The organism is Enterococcus casseliflavus, assembly GCF_029215545.1.
GTDB lineage: Bacteria > Bacillota > Bacilli > Lactobacillales > Enterococcaceae > Enterococcus_D > Enterococcus_D casseliflavus.
The window spans coordinates 3,326,339-3,342,990 of record NZ_CP119393.1 but is presented as its reverse complement, the minus strand read 5'-3'; the positions used below and the strand labels follow the sequence as shown (position 1 = coordinate 3,342,990).

The window sequence follows — 16,652 nt, the reverse complement described above, 5'->3', positions numbered from 1 at the left end:
CTTTCAAAGTGTGCAGTTTTTTTTATTAGGATTCAAAAGCAGCGATCTCAATCGTTTGTTTTGTTTCTTCCACCTTGAGACCCGTTCGGGCTTCCCACCATTGTTTCATTTCTTTTTCATACGTGGTAGGAAAACGTTGGATCAAGGTTAATAACGGTACGCCTTGAATCGAGGCGTAGGGAAAGTTTAAAACCAGATTGTACTTCAGTTCCGACAGGAGGCTATAATATTGAAACATCATAAAGTTCATTTCATTCTTATCCTCCAGCAGGAGTACTTTCGGAGCGCGATCCAGCATAAAACCCAAGCTGCGCATCATGAACAATACGCCATCTAGATGGCTGGATTCGATCGTGGGTGCCGTTTTTAACAAATCGATATGCAGATCCAAAGCATCAAGCAGTTCTTTCTTTAATGAAAGGTAGGGCGGTGTTGATTGTTCCATGATAGTTCCTCCTTTTAATGGAAAAGACGTTTCCAAAATGACGTTTTCTCTGGTTGTTCCTGCTCTTTATCCGATGGAGCGGCAGCTGCAGGGAATTTTTTTTCGATATCGATGACGTCTTCATTGACGGCTTCTTTCCCAGCAATCAGCAAGCCGATACTGTCTGGACCGGCATCTTGGGCATCGGAGACGATCCGAAATTCCATCTGTTGCTTGGTCAGTAAAGTGATGTAATCGGTCTGGATCGATTCTGGCAATTTTCCATTAAGCAGCACGAGCGCTCCTTGATAATCTGGTAAGGCGTTCAAGAGCGTTTTCTGGTTGTCCTTCTTCTTCATTTCTGTTACTGTCATACTAAGATAACACCGTTCACGAAACGTGCCTAAATACTTGCGCTGTTCATCTGGGTTGACGCGAGGCGTCCCATACATTCCTGTATCAAGGCGTTTTTCTAATTCGTCTGACATTGAAGTATCCTCCTCAAAGCGTTTACTTATGCTTATTATAGCATATCCAGCAAATAGCAAAAGAGGGGTGCGATCGTGAGAGAGTATTGACAGAAAGTAGGGATCCTATGACAACAAAAGAACGACATTTGCTATTGTTAGCAGAAAATCAACGGTTGGAGACACCGAGGCTGCTCTTGCGTCCTGTTTCCTTGGCGGATGCAGCGGACATGTTTGCCTATGCAAATGATGAAGAAACGACGACCTTCGTCTTTGCTAGACATGGGTCGGTTGAAGAAACAAAACTACGCATCGCCGAGTATTTTGTTGCTGCACCCTTAGGAAAATTTGCGATCGAAGAAAAAGACTCAGGAAAAATGATCGGGACCATCGATTTGCGGGTAGAATCAGAAAAAGAGATCGCTGAGCTCGGTTATACATTGAGTCGCGATTATTGGGGGCAAGGGATTATGCCAGAAGCGGCAATGGCACTGCTGCATTTCGGTTTTGAAACACTCGAATTGATTCGAATTTTTGCTCGACATGATGCCCGAAATCCCAAGTCTGGACGGGTCATGGAGAAAATTGGGATGAAATTGGAAGCAACGATCCCAGCTGCCCGCAAATCGGGTGAAGAAATCATCGATGAAGTCACGCGTGGCATCACCCTTGAGGAATGGAAAAAACGTATCATGTAAAGGAGGGCTCTCGTCATGGAACTGAACATTGAGCCAGCAGCAATTGAAAAAATAACCCCTTATGTGCAGCCAGATGATCGTCTCTACTTGGATTTTGAAGACGGCGTTGGTCCGTTTCCTGCAACGGAGATCACCTGCCGTTTGGACATCCATTTTCGCCTGATCATCGTGCCGCAAAGCTATCCAGAAGAAGGATTGGCGATCTACGACACCCCTTTAACGACACCCTTAGGCACGATTTGGTTGAAGCAAGGGGCTCAGGTGTATTTAGAAGAACAGACTCGGATGCAGGTGGAACCGACCTATCAACGGTTGCAATTGATTGGAAATAGCGGGATCTTAGCTAACGATGTCCAATTGTTACGGATCGAAAAGCAGACGGCAGGCCACTGAGATGGGCACGCTGGCGGTTATTAGTGACTTGCACGTCGATATCAACCAATTATGCGACCCCCATCTGCAGCTGATCGCTGATTATTTGCAGCAAAATCAGGTGACCCATCTGCATCTGGCAGGAGATGTGGCGAATAAAAAACAACGGCTATTAGACGTGGTCGCATTTTTTCAAAGTCGACAGGTGCCAACGACCTTTCATTGGGGCAATCATGAAATGGTGGACTTGACGGAACAAGAGATCGAGGCTTTCGATGATCCCGCCTTTCTTAATTTTCAGACGTATCGCTTATCAGAAAAAACACTGCTGTTGGGAATCAATGGCTGGTATGACTACCAATATTCTGATCTGACCAGTGAATCTGAGATCTTGCGGCTGAAAAATCTGTTTTGGTATGACCGCATGATTCAACGAAAGGGATCGGATAAGGAAATCAGCCAAGCCATCAATGAGCGTTTAGCGGAAACATTGGCCCATTTGCCGCAAGACCAAGAAATTCTTCTTTCTACGCATTTTGTGCCCCAAGAAGCGTTTATTGTGCGGCAGACCGGCAAGTACGCCCGCTGGAACCACTTAAATGCGTTTTTGGGGTCGCCTGATTTTGGCGCAGTGATCGATCAGTACGCCAATGTGCGGGCAGTCGTCTTTGGGCATACCCATCGACGCTTTGAGAAAAAAGAACTTGCGGGAACCAGCTACTATTGCCGTCCCTTCGGCTACTATTATGAATGGCAGTTGACCCGACGCTTCGTTTTGGAAAATCACTTAGCAGAAGCATATTCTCCAACGAAAGTTCGGACGCTGCTGCGAAACCATCATGAGGCATTTGAGGACTATAAAACGGCGCATCTTTTAGAGGAATTGGCGCAAGCGATCACGCTGCTGCCGTATTAGCGCAGCAAACGAGTTCTGCTTGTTTTCGTAATTGATTTTCCAAGCAATTTAAACCATTAGAAGAAACACACAAAGGAGAAAAATCATGACATTTGAAGAAATCTTACCAGAATTAAAAGCCGGCAAAAAAATCATTCGTGAAGGTTGGGGCGGCTTTGAACTTTATGTGACATTCGTTGAAGGCGAAGTGTACGACAATGCCCCAGTCACCCCTTACTTTTTGATCAAAACAGCGGATGAGGGATTCTCGAGTTTCGCACCGACTGTTTGCGACATTCTTGCGGAAGATTGGAAAATCGTGGAATGACGGCAGCGTGGATCGATGACAAAACGATTGTGTTTGTCACAGGGGCTGCTTCAGGCATCGGCAAAGCGCAAGCAGAGGCGTTTCTTGCAGAAGGCGCTCAAGTATTTGGTGTTGACTGCCAATCGTTTCCCGATTCGCTTTTAGCCCAGCCCCGCTTTTTCGGCACATGTTGTGACTTAGCGGTGAAAGAAAATTGTCTTGCAGCGGTCCAAGCTTGTGTGACGCACTTTGGCGGTATCACAGTCTTGTTAAATACAGCAGGAAAGCTTGACGGCTATCATACGATCGCTGAGACGACGTCAATGGAGTGGGAGGAGATATTTCAAACCAATGTCTCCAGCATGTTTTATTTAACGAAAGAAATTTTGCCGCTGATGCAAGCCAATGGCGGCGGAACGATCATCAATATGGCGTCGATCGCTGGAATGGTCGCAGGTGGGGGCGGGATCGCCTATACAACCGCAAAACACGCGATCGTCGGGTTTACCAAACAGTTGGCATTGGATGTTGCAGATCAAGGGATCTCGGTGAAGGGCATCGCGCCCGGTGCGATTCAAACGCCGATGAATGCGGCTGATTTTGCCGGTGACGGGAAAATGGCGCAATGGGTGGCAGAAGAGACGCCGGTCAAGCGTTGGGCGCAACCAGAAGAAGTTGCAGCACTGACCCTTTTTCTTGCCAGTCCGCAAGCTAGTTACTTGCAGGGGGCGATCGTGCCCATCGACGGTGGTTGGACCTTGAAATAACTAGCCTGAGCCCATTAGAGAAGGACGCCAATGAAGGAACAAGCGATCCAGAACTTGTTTGCAAAAAATCGTGAATGTCGACAACTGCTTACGATCATTGAAGCGTTGCAGCTGTCGGATTGCTGGCTGTGTGCTGGGTACCTGCGGAATTATTTATGGGGTTTTCTCAGTGGAAAAATAGCGGAGGTGCCAATAACCGATATTGATGTCGTGTTTTATGATCCGACTGTAAGCATAGAAGAAACAGCAGCGATCGAAGCGCAACTGCGCCGTTCGTTTCCCGAATTTCCTTGGGAGGTTCGAAACCAAGCGTTGATGCACCAGCACAATTTTGCCGAGGAGCCGCCTTATACAAGTACCTTCGATGCTTTAATGAAGTTTCCAGAGCGTTGTACAGCGGTAGCGGCACGAATGAATCAAGGCAAGCTTGAATTGATGGCGCCTTTTGGCTGGCAGGATATTTGCAGTTTTCGGGTGCGTCCAACACCGCATTTTGCCCAAAATGAACAGTATCTTGCAGTTTATCGACAACGCCAAGCGATGAAGCAGTGGCAGAAAATTTGGCCGCAGCTCTCGATTGAAGAGGGGAAGAAATAAAAAAGAACACTCGCGTGATGCGGCGATTTTCAAAAGTTAGACGAAAAAGCTAACTGATGGGAATCGCTGCATATGACGCGAGTGTTTTTTATTAACGTAAAGCCAATGGTTGCGCCAAGCGGTTTCTTAAAAAGATACCTAGATAAGCTGCGGCAACGGCTTTGATGATCCCAGGGATAATAAACAGAACAAAGCCACCGTTAAAGGCAGCCGGCCATGCCATGCCCGTGCTCCATTTCAGCCACAATGTACCAAACAACAAAGTTGCCAGCGCACCGACAATATTGCCGATCACTGCTCCTGTGTAGCGAAACGCTGTTTTTTCTACGATCAATCCAGTAAGCAATCCATTAAAGAGGAAGCCGACTAAATAGCCACCAGTTGGTCCTAACAAAACACCGACACCGCTGGAAAAACCAGCGAAAACGGGCAAACCAATCAATCCTAACAGCAAGTAGATGATGATCGCCATCGTTCCAGTTCGCGTGCCGAGGAAAGTCACCGCCAGCCCGATCGCAAAGGTTTGTCCTGTCAATGGGATCAAACCTAATGGAATCGTCAGTTGGGAAAGACCAGCAATAATGATCGCAAATAAAGCGGCATGGATTTGTTCACGTAATGATAATTTCATCGAATCCTTCTCTCTAATAATAAATTCGTTAACCTAAAAATAAATTATTTGGTTAACGAAATTATAAACGGTGGTTTACCAAAAGTAAAGAAGAATCTTGTTTTTTTAGTGTCCTTTTTTAAAAAGAACAATCAAGTTCTTTGAGGAGAGGAAAGGGGCGATCTCTTCCAGCTCATCTGTTGAGAAGGGCAGTGCTTGAACGAGCCGGCAGATCGTTACTTCTGTCAGAAACGGCAGCAGTTCTTCGATTTCATCATAAGCCAAGCGTTCTGCTGCGGCAACGTTTGGCTGTTCCAGGGCGGTCAGCAGGAGTTCATCCAGATACGGCGCAGGTAAAAAGGGCAGCAGTTCTTCAATCTCAGAAAAGCGGAAGTCAGGATTTTCAAGCCAGCCTTTGATTTCTCCCGCCAAAAAGTTGGGGGGTAAAAAGGGCGCCGCCTCTTCCCAAAAAGCCATGGAATAGTGCTTACCTTTCAGGAGCTCTTCTACTTGGGGCTTTTTCAAAAACGGCAGGAGTTCTTCCAGTACCTCTTCGGGGATATTCTCGGCACCATTTAGCAGGTGCTGCAAGTCTGCGCTGGTCAAATGAGGTGCTAGCCTAGGCAATAAGTCTAAATCTAAAGAAGTTTCTTGAAACGGTTCTTCTTGAATCAACGCTGACAATTCTTGCGGTTTGATCAGCGGAGCTAGTTCGGCGATTTCTTCTGGCTGTGCCGTTCCTGCTTGATAATGTTGCACCGCAGCTGCTGGCTTCCCTAACAGCTCATCGATGGATAGGTCTAAAATCGCTGCTAGCTGCGGCAATTTTTCAATGTCCGGCAGTGAGTTGCCCCGCTCCCAATTACTGACCGCCTGATAGCTGACAAGTAACTGGTCTGCCAAGTTGCTTTGGGTCAGGTTTTTTTCTTTGCGTTTGGCAGCGATCTGCTGACCGATTTTTCTCATGTTGAATTCACTCATAAATGAATTCCCCCTTTCATGCTCTAAGTATAGTTTCTCAAAAGGTGAAAACGCAATCAAGCTGTGATTGAGTAGGCAAATGCCGACTCAATCACAGCTTGAGTTTACGAATGGATCAACTGAAGGAGGTGTTCACCAAACGCTTGTGTCGTTAAACAGACCGCTTCTGGCATCAACTGCGCGAAGTCGGCAGTGACGTGTTGACTTTGCAAGGCTTGTTCAATGGCTTGTGTTAGGATTTGGGCTGCTTCTGGCCAGTTCAAATGTTCTAATAGCATGCACGCTGACAGCAGCAGCGAACAGGGATTGGCTTTGCCAAGTCCTGCGATATCCGGTGCTGTTCCGTGGGTAGCTTCAAAGATGGCTGCCCCAGTAGCGTAGTTGATATTGGCACCGGGGGCGATCCCGATGCCGCCGACTTGTGCAGCAAGTGCATCAGAAATGTAGTCGCCGTTCAAATTACAAGTGGCAATGACGTCGAATTTTTCTGGATACAAAAGGATCTGTTGTAAAAAGTTGTCTGCGATCACGTCGTTAACAACGATTTTCCCAGCCGCTTTTGCCGAGGCAAGGGCGGCTTCGGCTGCCTTTGAGCCGTTTTCTGCTTTGATTTTGTTGTATTGATTCATTGTAAAACACTGGTCGGCGTATGTGGTCTCTGCAAGCTGATAGCCCCAGTTTTTAAAGCCGCCTTCTGTAAATTTCATGATATTGCCTTTATGCACCAGTGTCACCGTGGGCCGCTTTTGAGCGATCGCATACTCAATGGCAGCAGCGATCAAGCGCTGACTGCCTTCTAAAGAGATCGGCTTGATGCCGATAGCGGCAGTTTTAGGAAAACGAATCGCCTTGACAGCAAAGTCTGCTTGCAATGTCTGGATCAGACGCTGCGTTGCGTCGTCGTCTTTGGCAAATTCGATGCCAGCATAAACATCTTCAGTATTTTCTCGAAAGATCACCATATCGGTTTTTTCTGGCTGCTTTAAAGGCGAAGGGACCCCTGTAAAATAGCGAACAGGTCTGACACAGGCATAAAGATCCAGCGTTTGCCGCAAGGTGACATTCAAGGAGCGAAAGCCCTCGCCAATTGGGGTAGTCAACGGTCCTTTTAAGGCGTATTGTTGAGCCTTGATCGTATCGATGGTTGCTTGCGGCAGCCATTCCCCCGTCTGTTCAAAGGCGGCTTCTCCAGCTAAAACTTCCAGCCATTCGATGTGGCGTTGATTGTCATAGGCTTTATTTACAGCGGCATCAATCACAGGTTGCGCAGCCTGCCAAATCTCGGCACCGATGCCGTCTCCTGCAATGTAAGGAATGGTGATCGTCGTTGCTTCATGGGTTGTTTGGTTAGGCATGGGCAGTTCCTCCTAATTCAGCTTTTTTTCGAATGACCATCGGTAAAATTCCTTGATGCTTCCAATAGCGAATATCTGCAGGGGCATCAAAGCGCAGGCGGGTCATAAAGGAGACAGTCCCTCCGTCGATCCGTTGCGCAGTGACTTCGATCAGCTGCTTGACCACTGGCTCTTCTGGCAAAGCGATCGAGAATGTTTCGCTGCCGTCCAAATCAAACGATGCGGCACTTTCACCAGCAAGATATTCAAGCGGAATGATCCCCATCATGACCAAGTTGCTGCGATGGATTCGTTCGAAGCTTTCTGCTAAGACGACTTTAACGCCTAACAATTGTGTTCCTTTGGCGGCCCAGTCGCGAGAAGAACCCATGCCATAATCTTTACCAGCTAAAATGATACAGCTTTGACCAGCTTTTTGGTAATTCATAGCTGCGTCAAATATCGACAGGGTTTCCCCTGTTGGAAAATAATGCGTGACACTGCCAGTACTGCCAGGCACTAGCTGGTTTTGCAGACGGATGTTGCCGAAAGTCCCCCGCATCATAATCTGATGATTGCCGCGTCGCGAACCAAAGGAGTTGAATTCACGATACGGAACTTCTTTTTCTTGTAAAAATTTTCCAGCTGCAGAATCCATACTGATGCTGCCAGCAGGAGAAATATGGTCAGTGGTGACGGAATCACCCAATTTTGCCAAGACTTTCAGATCAGCTAAGACATCTGGTTTAGGCAACTCTTTGGTCAATGTTTCAAAGTAGGGCGGATGAGCGATGTAAGTGGATTGCTCCTCCCATTCATAACATGCGCTCGTGGTGGTTTCGATCGCATTCCAGCGTTCATTGGCATCAAAAAGATGCTCATAGGCAGCGCGAAATGCTTCTGGTCCGACGTACTCTTGAACGTAAGCATTGACTTCTTCATTGCTAGGCCAAATATCAGACAAATACACCGGCTCGTCATTGACGATAGCTAACGGTTCTTTTGTGAGATCTTTGCGAATGCTGCCAGCGATGGCATAGGCAACAACTAATGGCGGTGAAGCCAAATAATTGGCTTTGATCTGTGGATGGATTCTTCCTTCAAAATTTCGATTGCCTGACAGAACCGATGCCACCAGTAGATTTTCTGCGTCAATTGCTTCAGCGACCTGCGCTTCTAAAGGACCTGAATTTCCAATACAGGTGGTACAACCGTAGCCCACTAAATAAAAGCCGAGTTGCTCTAAATACAGCAGCAAGCCACTGTTTTGCAAATAGGTGGTCACGATCTGGGAGCCAGGTGCAAGGGAGGTTTTGACCGTACGAGAGACGGTCAGACCTTTTTCAATGGCTTTTTTAGCCAATAAGCCTGCCGAGAGCATGACGAAGGGATTGCTCGTATTCGTACAGCTAGTGATCGCCGCCAATACGATATCGCCGGTCACTAATTTGTCAGGTGCAGCATCTGGCCAGGTAACGCTGGCTGCTTTTTGCCATTCGTCCTCTGAAAGACCAAAGCCCTTGGGACCGACGGCAGCCGTGACCGATTGTTCAAAATCCTGACGGACTGCTGGAAGCAAAATCCGATCTTGCGGGCGCTTAGGGCCCGCTAATGCTGGCTGAACTTCTGCTAGATCGATGGTGATCGCCTTAGTATAGGTCGGCACGATCGTTTCATCATAAAAGAAATGGTTGGCTTTGGCGTAAGCGGCAACGAGTTCGATCAGCTCGCTGGAGCGACCGGTCGTTGCTAAGTAGTTCAAGGTCTCTTGATCAATCGGACAAAAACCGCAAGTCGCACCATATTCGGGAGCCATGTTTGCTAACGTTGCTCGATCAGCTAAACTTAAATGACGATAGCCAGGACCGAAGTATTCGACAAATTTTCCGACCACTTTTTCGATCCGCAGCACTTCAGTTACTTTTAGTGCTAAATCGGTGGCGGTGGTACCGGCAGGCATCTCGTTGATAAATTTCACCCCGATGACTTCAGGCGTAGGGAAGAAAGAAGGTTCGCCAAGAATCGCAGCTTCCGCTTCAATACCGCCAACCCCCCAACCGAGAACCCCCAAGCCGTTGATCATCGTGGTGTGAGAATCGGTTCCTTGCAATGTATCAGGAAACAGCAGTCGTTGATCTTCGTGTGTTTTTTGCAAGATCACATCAGACAACGATTCGATGTTGACTTGATGAATGATCCCTGTTTCAGGCGGTACGACTTCGAAATTGTCGAAAGAACCTTGCGCCCATTTCAAGAATTGATAGCGTTCTGCATTGCGTTCAAATTCCCGCTCCGTATTAAAAGCGATCGCCCCAGGAGTACCGGCTTGATCGACTTGCACAGAGTGGTCGACGACGAGTGTGACGGGGATCTCAGGATTGATGTCTTCTGCGGCACCGCCTAAAGCGACCATCGCATCCCGCATGGCAGCCAAATCAACGACTGCGGGTACCCCAGTAAAGTCTTGCAAAACGACCCGCTCTGGTTTGAATGGCACGACACCAGTAGGGGTTTCTGCCTGCCAGTTCGCTAAAAATGGTAAATAATCCTCTGTAATTTCCTCGTCTTGATGACGAGCAACACTTTCCAATAAAACTCGAATGGAGTAGGGCATGCGAGATAAATCAGCCCCTAAGTCTTGGGTGATTTTCGCTAAGTCAATATACGTGTATTGCGTATTATTGACGGTGAGTTGAGATTGCCACTTCATAAGAATCCTCCTTTTTACGAAGATAAACGTACTTATTAGGAATAATTATACGTTGATAATTTAAAAAATCAATTAAATTTATGAAAAATATTTCATTTTCTCAACATCGTGCTATAATGTGTGAAAGTTTGTTAAAAAGCAACGATTTTATAGGATGGCTATTTTAACGATGTTTGTATACGGTTAAATAACATTGTAATCGATAGTTTGTAGAAAGATTGGAGGTAACATCACCGTGGAAAGATTAGAAAAGAAAGAGAAGATGTCCTATCTTGCATCACAATGTCAGAAATACAATTTGATAGATGTGAATCTTTATTCAGAATATGATGTGAAACGTGGACTGAGGGATTTAAATGGCACGGGGGTCTTAGCAGGGCTTACGACGATCTCAACCATTTATCCAGAAAAAATCATTGCTGGCAAGCCAATTGAAGCTTGTGGTGAGCTGCGTTATCGCGGAATTGACATCAACGAGTTAGTTGCAGGGTTCGTCAATGAAAAACGCTTTGGCTTTGAAGAAGTTGCATATTTATTACTTTTCGGCGAACTGCCAAACAAAACAGAACTTGCGGCCTTTCATTGCCTATTAGCAGAAAAACGTACATTGCCGACCAATTTTGTTCGTGACGTCATTATGAAAGCACCTTCTTCTGATATCATGAATAGCTTATCTCGCAGTATCTTGACACTGGCAAGTTACGATCCACAAGCAGATGACATCAGCATTGAAAATGTATTGGAACAAAGTCTGATGCTGATCAGTGTCTTTCCGCTCTTGGCAATCTACGGCTATCATGCCTACAATCATTACAATCAAGGGGAGAGTATGTATATCCACCGTCCGACCGAAGAGTTGAGTACAGCTGAAACGATTTTGACTATGCTACGTCCAACGAAAGAATATAGCTTCCAAGAAGCCCAAACATTGGATATGGCACTGGTTTTGCATATGGAACATGGCGGCGGGAATAATTCGACCTTTACGACACGAGTCGTTACCTCCAGTGGGACGGATACCTATTCAACGATTGCTGCAGCGCTAGGTTCTTTGAAAGGGCCTAAACATGGTGGTGCTAATATCAAAGTGACAGAAATGATGGGAGATTTGAAGCGCAACGTTGCTGATCTTACCGATGAACAGGCGATCCGCAGCTATTTGGAAGCAGTCTTAGATAAAGAAGCATTTGACCGTAAAGGATTGATTTATGGCATGGGCCACGCGGTATACAGCGACAATGACCCCCGTGCGGCGATCTTTAAAAATTATGTGGCAAAACTAGCGCAAGAAAAAGGATCAGAAGCTTGGCAAGAATATCAATTGTATACGATGGTCGAACGTATTGCTCCTCAAGTCATCAATGAAAAGCGCAAAATCTACAAAGGAGTCAGTGCCAATATCGACTTTTTCAGCGGGTTTGTTTATAACATGTTGGATCTGCCAGAAGAACTGTATACACCAATGTTTGCTATCGCGCGGATCGTCGGCTGGTCCGCCCATCGGATCGAAGAGCTGGTCAACGCACAAAAAATCATGCGTCCCGCCTACAAAGAAGTGTCAAACGATCGGGAATATATCGATATAGAGTCAAGATAGATCAAAACAGCAGGGAGGAAGCTCGCTGCTGTTTTTGTTTTGGACACTCGAAAAGAGGAGAATTGAGCCGTTTTTGCGTATTTTTACTAGAGAGCAAATGAATGGCTTGGTTCATTCGTTCATTAGAAAAATCAAGTTTTTCTCGTTTTTCATATAGGAATGCAAAAATTGATTACAAAGTTTCTTGCATTTTTTGTATGATAGAGGGAAGAATAAAGGAGGAAAGTTCACGAATGAAAATAAAAAAATGGATGGCGATTGCCATTATTACCAGTCAATTTTCAACAATGCTGCCAGTATCGGCTGCGGCATCTGTTTTGACGAACGAGTCTACTGCAGGTCAAAATACATCTGAGTCAACGGTTCCGGGAGTGAACGGGCCAACCATGGGCTTGGTCCCTGAAGATGCCGCAACGGTACCAGGAGAAAACGGCGAAGTAGTTCCAGGAGAGTCAACACCAGCTCCTGAACAGCCAACACCAGAACCTTTGCCAGAACCAGAACCAACCCCGACACCCGAACCAACACCAGAACCAGAAGAGCCGATACCAAATCCTGATCCTGAGCCGAATCCAGAACCAGAACCAACACCTGAGCCGGCGCCAGAACCAGAAGAACCAGAACCAAATCCAGAACCAAATCCAGAACCAGAACCAGAGACAACACCAAATCCAGAGCCAGAATCAACACCAAGCCAGCCTTCGCCTGACATCAAAGAAGTACCGAATGTACCAGAGTTGACGGTAACGCCGCCGCAAGAAGATGAGCCAGCAAAATTTGAAGTCACGCCAGTCAAAGAAACGTGGGACTTTATTATGGAGATTGGTGAAGATGCCCGTAAAGTTGGACAAGAAGAAGATCTTTACGCATCGGTCATGATTGCCCAAGCGATTTTAGAATCTGGCAGCGGAAGAAGCCGTCTGAGCCAAGAGCCTTTTTATAACTTATTTGGTATTAAGGGGCTTTATGAAGGGAATGGGATTTCCTTCCAAACGCAAGAAGACGATGGCTCTGGTAATTTATACACAGTTCATGCCACTTTTCGCCAATATGACAGCATCGAATCTTCTTTGAAAGATTATGCGAAATTGTTGAAAGAAGGATTGGACCACAATCCGAATTTTTATAAAGGTGTTTGGAAATCAGAAACGAAATCTTATGAAGACGCCACGGAATATCTGACCGGACGTTATGCATCAGATACACAATACAATGAGAAGCTGAATGCGCTGATCGAAGCGTATGCCCTGACGAGTTATGACAAAGAGAAACCAGAATTACCGACAGGCAGCGAAAAGATGATCTATCCTGTCAGCAATCCAGTTGTCTCCTCTGTCTTTGGTCCGCGAGGCAATGGGTTTCATCGTGGAGTGGACTTCGCCGCACCACAAGGAACGCCAATCATGGCTAGTCTTTCAGGAACGGTGATCCGCTCAGAATATCATTCTTCATGGGGAAATTATGTTGCCATCGAGCACAAAGATGGGCTGACGACATTGTATGCCCACAATCATCGCAATTTAGTGGAAGTCGGTCAAACGGTCGAACAAGGCGAGGTGATTGCTTCTATGGGAAGTACGGGGAACAGTACAGGCCCGCACTTGCATTTTGAAGTCAGTCTTTCACCAAGTTTAGCGCGACACCAACTGATTGATCCGTTGGAAGTTTTGTCAAAATAACACGAAAAAAAGAGAGCGTTGTAGATGCTTTCTTTTTTTTGTCAAGAAAAACGAATCATTTCAGGAAAATTATGCTTTGAGATTTTTTTAGCGCATTCATTTTATCTTGCACGATAAATTTATTCCGAAAACAAGTGTTTTTCTTTGTAAAAAAAACAAAAAGAATTTATGCTAGAAAGGTAGGGAAAAAAATTCCCAAGAGGAATGTCCACTTTAGACAAGGTCGTGTATGCGACTTTGCGATGTCTCTAGTATCCTTTCTTATTTAACCAAGGAGTGTGAAAAATGACTGACGATCAGCAAACAACGAATGTGTCTAATGAAGCAGCGCAAGCAAGTCCACTGTCCTTTGAAGAGAAAGTCATTGAAACAATTGTTGGTGTCGCTTTGCAGTCAATTGATGGCTTGATTAGTGTAAATGGCAGATTTCTTTCAGATATGACCGAAAACCTTGAAGAACAGCCGCAAGTCGCTTCTGGCATTGATGTGGAAGTTGGCAAAGAAGAGGTTGCAGTTGATTTGGAAGTAATCGTGGCTTACGGCAAAGATATCCCCAAACTCTTTGCGCAAGTCCAAGAAGTGGTCTTAGAAGAAATTAGCCGCTTGACTTCTTTGAAAGTCAAAGAGATCAATATTCGAATCGCCGATATCGTCAAACAGGAAACGATCGATCAAATCGAAGGTTGAGCACCAAACAAAAAATCGAAGTACATCAAAGAGAAAGGAAGAATGAACAAATGATATCACTATATACAACACCCAGCTGTACGTCATGTCGTAAAGCCCGTGCATGGTTGACCGAAAATGAACTGCCATTTAAAGAGAGAAACATTTTTAGCGATCCATTAAATAGTGATGAACTAATGGAGATTCTTTCTTTAACGAAAAATGGAACGGAAGACATTATATCTACTCGTTCAAAAGTGTACCAAAAGCTAGACATTGATTTAGAAGAGTTGAAGCTAGAAGAGTTGCTTTCATTGATCGAAAAATACCCGAACTTATTGAAACGACCAATTATCTTAGATGAGAACAAGCTCCAAGTGGGGTACAATGAAGAAGACATTCGTAAATTCGTGCCACGAAACTTACGAAAGATCATTTTCAAACGACGCCAAACAGAGCTGCTCATGTTTAATTATCGCCAAAAGCAAGAAGAAGGCGAATCTGTTGCGAACTTTATCTAAAATAGGAACAAAACCGGCAAATGAATACAGCGATGTATCATTGTCGGTTTTTTGGTGTTTTTTTAAGGGTCTTCTTAAAGGGATCCGTAAATCCGTTGAGTCCACAAAAAAAACACGATTCCCAAAAGGAATCGTGTCGGTTGGAATCTTAAAGTTTTTGGTTGTAGAATTCAACGACTAGTGCTTCGTCAACTTCTGCAGACAATTCATCACGCTCAGGTAAACGAGTTAATGAACCTTCTAATTTTTCGCTATCAAAGCTTACAAATGACGCGCGGCCAGCTGTTGCTTCAACTGCTTCTTTGATTGTTGAGATGTTTTGTGATTTTTCACGAACGCTGATGACTTGTCCAACTTCAACGTGGTATGAAGGGATATCAACGCGTTTGCCATCAACTAAAACGTGACCGTGGTTTACTAATTGACGTGCTTGACGACGAGTAGTTGCTAAACCTAGACGGTAAACAACGTTATCTAAGCGTTGTTCTAGCAAGATCATGAAGTTAACACCGTGTTTACCTTCTTTGATTTTGCTTGCTTTGATAAACAATGTACGGAATTGACGTTCGTTCATGCCATACATATGACGCAATTTTTGTTTTTCAGTTAATTGCATGCCGTATTCTGATTTTTTGCCACGGCTGTTTGGTCCGTGTTGACCTGGAGCGTATGGGCGACGTGCCAATTCTTTTCCAGTTTCTGATAAAGAAATTCCTAAACGACGAGAAATTTTCCATGATGGTCCTGTATAACGAGACATAATTTAGTTCCTCCAATAAAATAGTTTGGAGTAAAATAATCCGTTGAAAAACTCACATTCGTGCAGTTCGTTCTTCAATCTTCACCTTTGCAGCCGCGGTTACACAATTGCACCCGAGGGGCAACGAACTGGTGACGAGCTGTTATTTTCCTGCTGCATTATTTTACACAAGGAATAGTATACGACAAACTAGGGGCAAAAGTCAAGATGGAGCTGGCTTTGGATTTGATGAAAACAAAGCTTGAAATTTTTCATTAATTACTTATATTTTCAAATATCTCTTTACAAATCAGCATTTCGTCATTAGAATATGGAAGTATTGTGCAAATTATAACGAAGTAAAATTTTTCATAAAAGGAGTAGAAAAATGAATCCAGTATCCCCATTATTTGAGAAGATCGATTCATCCATAGAAAAGAAAATCGATTTGATCAAGAGTAGTTATTTGCGTTACGCTGTACGTGCGATGATGGCTTGTTTATTCTTGACCCTCGGAACAGCTATTGCTTTTGCGATCGCTATGAAAGGTGAATCAATGGTTCACGGGTTAGGGAAAATTTTGTATGCATTTATGTTTAGCTGGTCTTTAGTCATGATTCTTTATATGAACGCAGAATTAGGAACATCGAATATGTTGTATATGACTGTTGGGGTTTACCGTAAACGTCTAAGTATTCCTTTGGCATTGAAAATTTTGCTTACGTGTGTCTTGTTCAACTTGATCGGCGGGGTGATCTTCGGCTCGATCGTTGCGCTAACGGGACCTTTTCAAGGGCTGACCGCAGACAACTTTATGCTGACCTCGATCACTGCAAAATTAGAAAAATCCACTATCCAAATTTTAGTGGAAGCGATGTTCGCTAATATCGTGGTAAACACAGCCGTGTTGGTAAGCATGCGGATGAAAGACGATGCTGGAAAAGTCGCAGCAATCATTTTCATCATCTTTATCTTTGCTTTCTTAGGCTTCGAACACGTCATCGCTAACTTCCCAGCGTTTACCTTAGCTTTTTGGGCTTCAGGCGGACACTTGGCAGGCATGACTGTCGGCAGTGTGATCCATAATTTAGTTTTTGCCTTTATCGGTAACTATATCGGCGGTGGCTTGGTCATGGGACTTGGCTATGCATGGTTGAACAACTCAAAATCGACCTATGTCGACTAATCAGAACCTACAAAAAGAAGCAGCGATGCTTCTTTTTTTCTTTTCTCTAACATTTCTCCAGGAAGAAGCTATCATCCCTTAACGGAGCGTTGAAATCAGCGG

At 45.0% G+C, this 16,652-nt stretch carries 18 protein-coding genes; 11 read left to right on the top strand and 7 right to left on the bottom strand.

The features are described from left to right. Window positions 1-25: 25 nt before the first annotated feature. The gene (locus tag P0G38_RS15690; RefSeq protein WP_005227142.1) at window positions 26-445 is read right to left on the bottom strand and encodes a hypothetical protein; all 420 of its coding nucleotides are present in this window, start codon (window positions 443-445) and stop codon (window positions 26-28) included. Window positions 446-459: 14 nt separating this feature from the next. Further along, a complete protein-coding gene (locus P0G38_RS15685) occupies window positions 460-912 on the bottom strand; it encodes a YueI family protein (RefSeq protein ID WP_010748630.1) in 453 nt (150 codons plus the stop codon). Between the two features lie 107 nt (window positions 913-1,019). Between P0G38_RS15685 and P0G38_RS15680 the strand changes: the two genes are divergently transcribed. From P0G38_RS15680 to P0G38_RS15655, 6 genes are all read left to right on the top strand, one after another. After that, the gene (locus tag P0G38_RS15680; protein WP_005227144.1) at window positions 1,020-1,589 is read left to right on the top strand and encodes a GNAT family N-acetyltransferase; all 570 of its coding nucleotides are present in this window, start codon (window positions 1,020-1,022) and stop codon (window positions 1,587-1,589) included. Between the two features lie 15 nt (window positions 1,590-1,604). After that, window positions 1,605-1,982: an iron-sulfur cluster biosynthesis family protein gene (locus P0G38_RS15675; protein WP_275853022.1), complete on the top strand. Its 378-nt coding sequence runs from the start codon at window positions 1,605-1,607 to the stop codon at window positions 1,980-1,982. A gap of 1 nt (window position 1,983) precedes the next feature. After that, entirely contained in the window at window positions 1,984-2,877 is an 894-nt protein-coding gene (locus P0G38_RS15670; RefSeq protein WP_275853019.1) for a metallophosphoesterase, read from the top strand. 85 nt (window positions 2,878-2,962) lie between these two features. After that, window positions 2,963-3,184, top strand: a complete 222-nt coding sequence (locus tag P0G38_RS15665; protein WP_005227147.1) for a DUF2829 domain-containing protein — start codon at window positions 2,963-2,965, stop codon at window positions 3,182-3,184. Next, window positions 3,181-3,930 carry a 3-oxoacyl-ACP reductase gene (locus P0G38_RS15660; protein WP_060792416.1) on the top strand — a complete coding sequence of 250 codons (750 nt, stop codon included), beginning with the start codon at window positions 3,181-3,183 and terminating at the stop codon, window positions 3,928-3,930. The genes P0G38_RS15665 and P0G38_RS15660 overlap by 4 nt, the downstream gene beginning before the upstream one ends. A 30-nt stretch (window positions 3,931-3,960) precedes the next feature. Next, window positions 3,961-4,527 (top strand): nucleotidyltransferase family protein, encoded by a 567-nt coding sequence (locus P0G38_RS15655; protein WP_213334359.1) that lies wholly within the window; start codon window positions 3,961-3,963, stop codon window positions 4,525-4,527. A 91-nt stretch (window positions 4,528-4,618) separates the two neighbouring features. On the opposite strand, the gene P0G38_RS15650 is transcribed toward P0G38_RS15655, so the two are convergent. The 4 genes from P0G38_RS15650 to acnA all read right to left on the bottom strand — a co-directional run bounded on the left by P0G38_RS15650 (window position 4,619) and on the right by acnA (window position 10,162). Further along, complete coding sequence (locus P0G38_RS15650; RefSeq protein ID WP_005227150.1) at window positions 4,619-5,158, bottom strand: biotin transporter BioY; 540 nt, start codon at window positions 5,156-5,158, stop codon at window positions 4,619-4,621. Between the two features lie 105 nt (window positions 5,159-5,263). After that, window positions 5,264-6,118 carry a helix-turn-helix domain-containing protein gene (locus P0G38_RS15645; protein WP_275853010.1) on the bottom strand — a complete coding sequence of 285 codons (855 nt, stop codon included), beginning with the start codon at window positions 6,116-6,118 and terminating at the stop codon, window positions 5,264-5,266. 104 nt (window positions 6,119-6,222) lie between these two features. Beyond that, the gene (gene icd / locus P0G38_RS15640; protein ID WP_074535379.1) at window positions 6,223-7,473 is read right to left on the bottom strand and encodes an NADP-dependent isocitrate dehydrogenase; all 1,251 of its coding nucleotides are present in this window, start codon (window positions 7,471-7,473) and stop codon (window positions 6,223-6,225) included. Then, window positions 7,466-10,162: an aconitate hydratase AcnA gene (gene acnA / locus P0G38_RS15635; RefSeq protein ID WP_275853006.1), complete on the bottom strand. Its 2,697-nt coding sequence runs from the start codon at window positions 10,160-10,162 to the stop codon at window positions 7,466-7,468. The genes icd and acnA overlap by 8 nt, the downstream gene beginning before the upstream one ends. Window positions 10,163-10,397: 235 nt before the next feature. On the opposite strand from acnA, the gene P0G38_RS15630 reads away from it, so the two are divergent. The 4 genes from P0G38_RS15630 to spx all read left to right on the top strand — a co-directional run bounded on the left by P0G38_RS15630 (window position 10,398) and on the right by spx (window position 14,625). Then, complete coding sequence (locus tag P0G38_RS15630; protein ID WP_010748638.1) at window positions 10,398-11,759, top strand: citrate/2-methylcitrate synthase; 1,362 nt, start codon at window positions 10,398-10,400, stop codon at window positions 11,757-11,759. 233 nt (window positions 11,760-11,992) lie between these two features. Next, window positions 11,993-13,438, top strand: a complete 1,446-nt coding sequence (locus P0G38_RS15625; protein ID WP_275853003.1) for a peptidoglycan DD-metalloendopeptidase family protein — start codon at window positions 11,993-11,995, stop codon at window positions 13,436-13,438. 285 nt (window positions 13,439-13,723) lie between these two features. Then, window positions 13,724-14,125 (top strand): Asp23/Gls24 family envelope stress response protein, encoded by a 402-nt coding sequence (locus P0G38_RS15620; RefSeq protein WP_005227156.1) that lies wholly within the window; start codon window positions 13,724-13,726, stop codon window positions 14,123-14,125. A 50-nt stretch (window positions 14,126-14,175) separates the two neighbouring features. Then, the gene (gene spx, locus P0G38_RS15615; RefSeq protein ID WP_010748641.1) at window positions 14,176-14,625 is read left to right on the top strand and encodes a transcriptional regulator Spx; all 450 of its coding nucleotides are present in this window, start codon (window positions 14,176-14,178) and stop codon (window positions 14,623-14,625) included. A gap of 148 nt (window positions 14,626-14,773) precedes the next feature. On the opposite strand, the gene rpsD is transcribed toward spx, so the two are convergent. Continuing rightward, complete coding sequence (rpsD, locus tag P0G38_RS15610; RefSeq protein ID WP_005227158.1) at window positions 14,774-15,385, bottom strand: 30S ribosomal protein S4; 612 nt, start codon at window positions 15,383-15,385, stop codon at window positions 14,774-14,776. Between the two features lie 367 nt (window positions 15,386-15,752). Here rpsD and P0G38_RS15605 point away from each other — a divergent pair, with 367 nt between their 5' ends. Further along, entirely contained in the window at window positions 15,753-16,550 is a 798-nt protein-coding gene (locus tag P0G38_RS15605; RefSeq protein WP_005227159.1) for a formate/nitrite transporter family protein, read from the top strand. The last annotated feature ends 102 nt before the right edge of the window (window positions 16,551-16,652 follow it).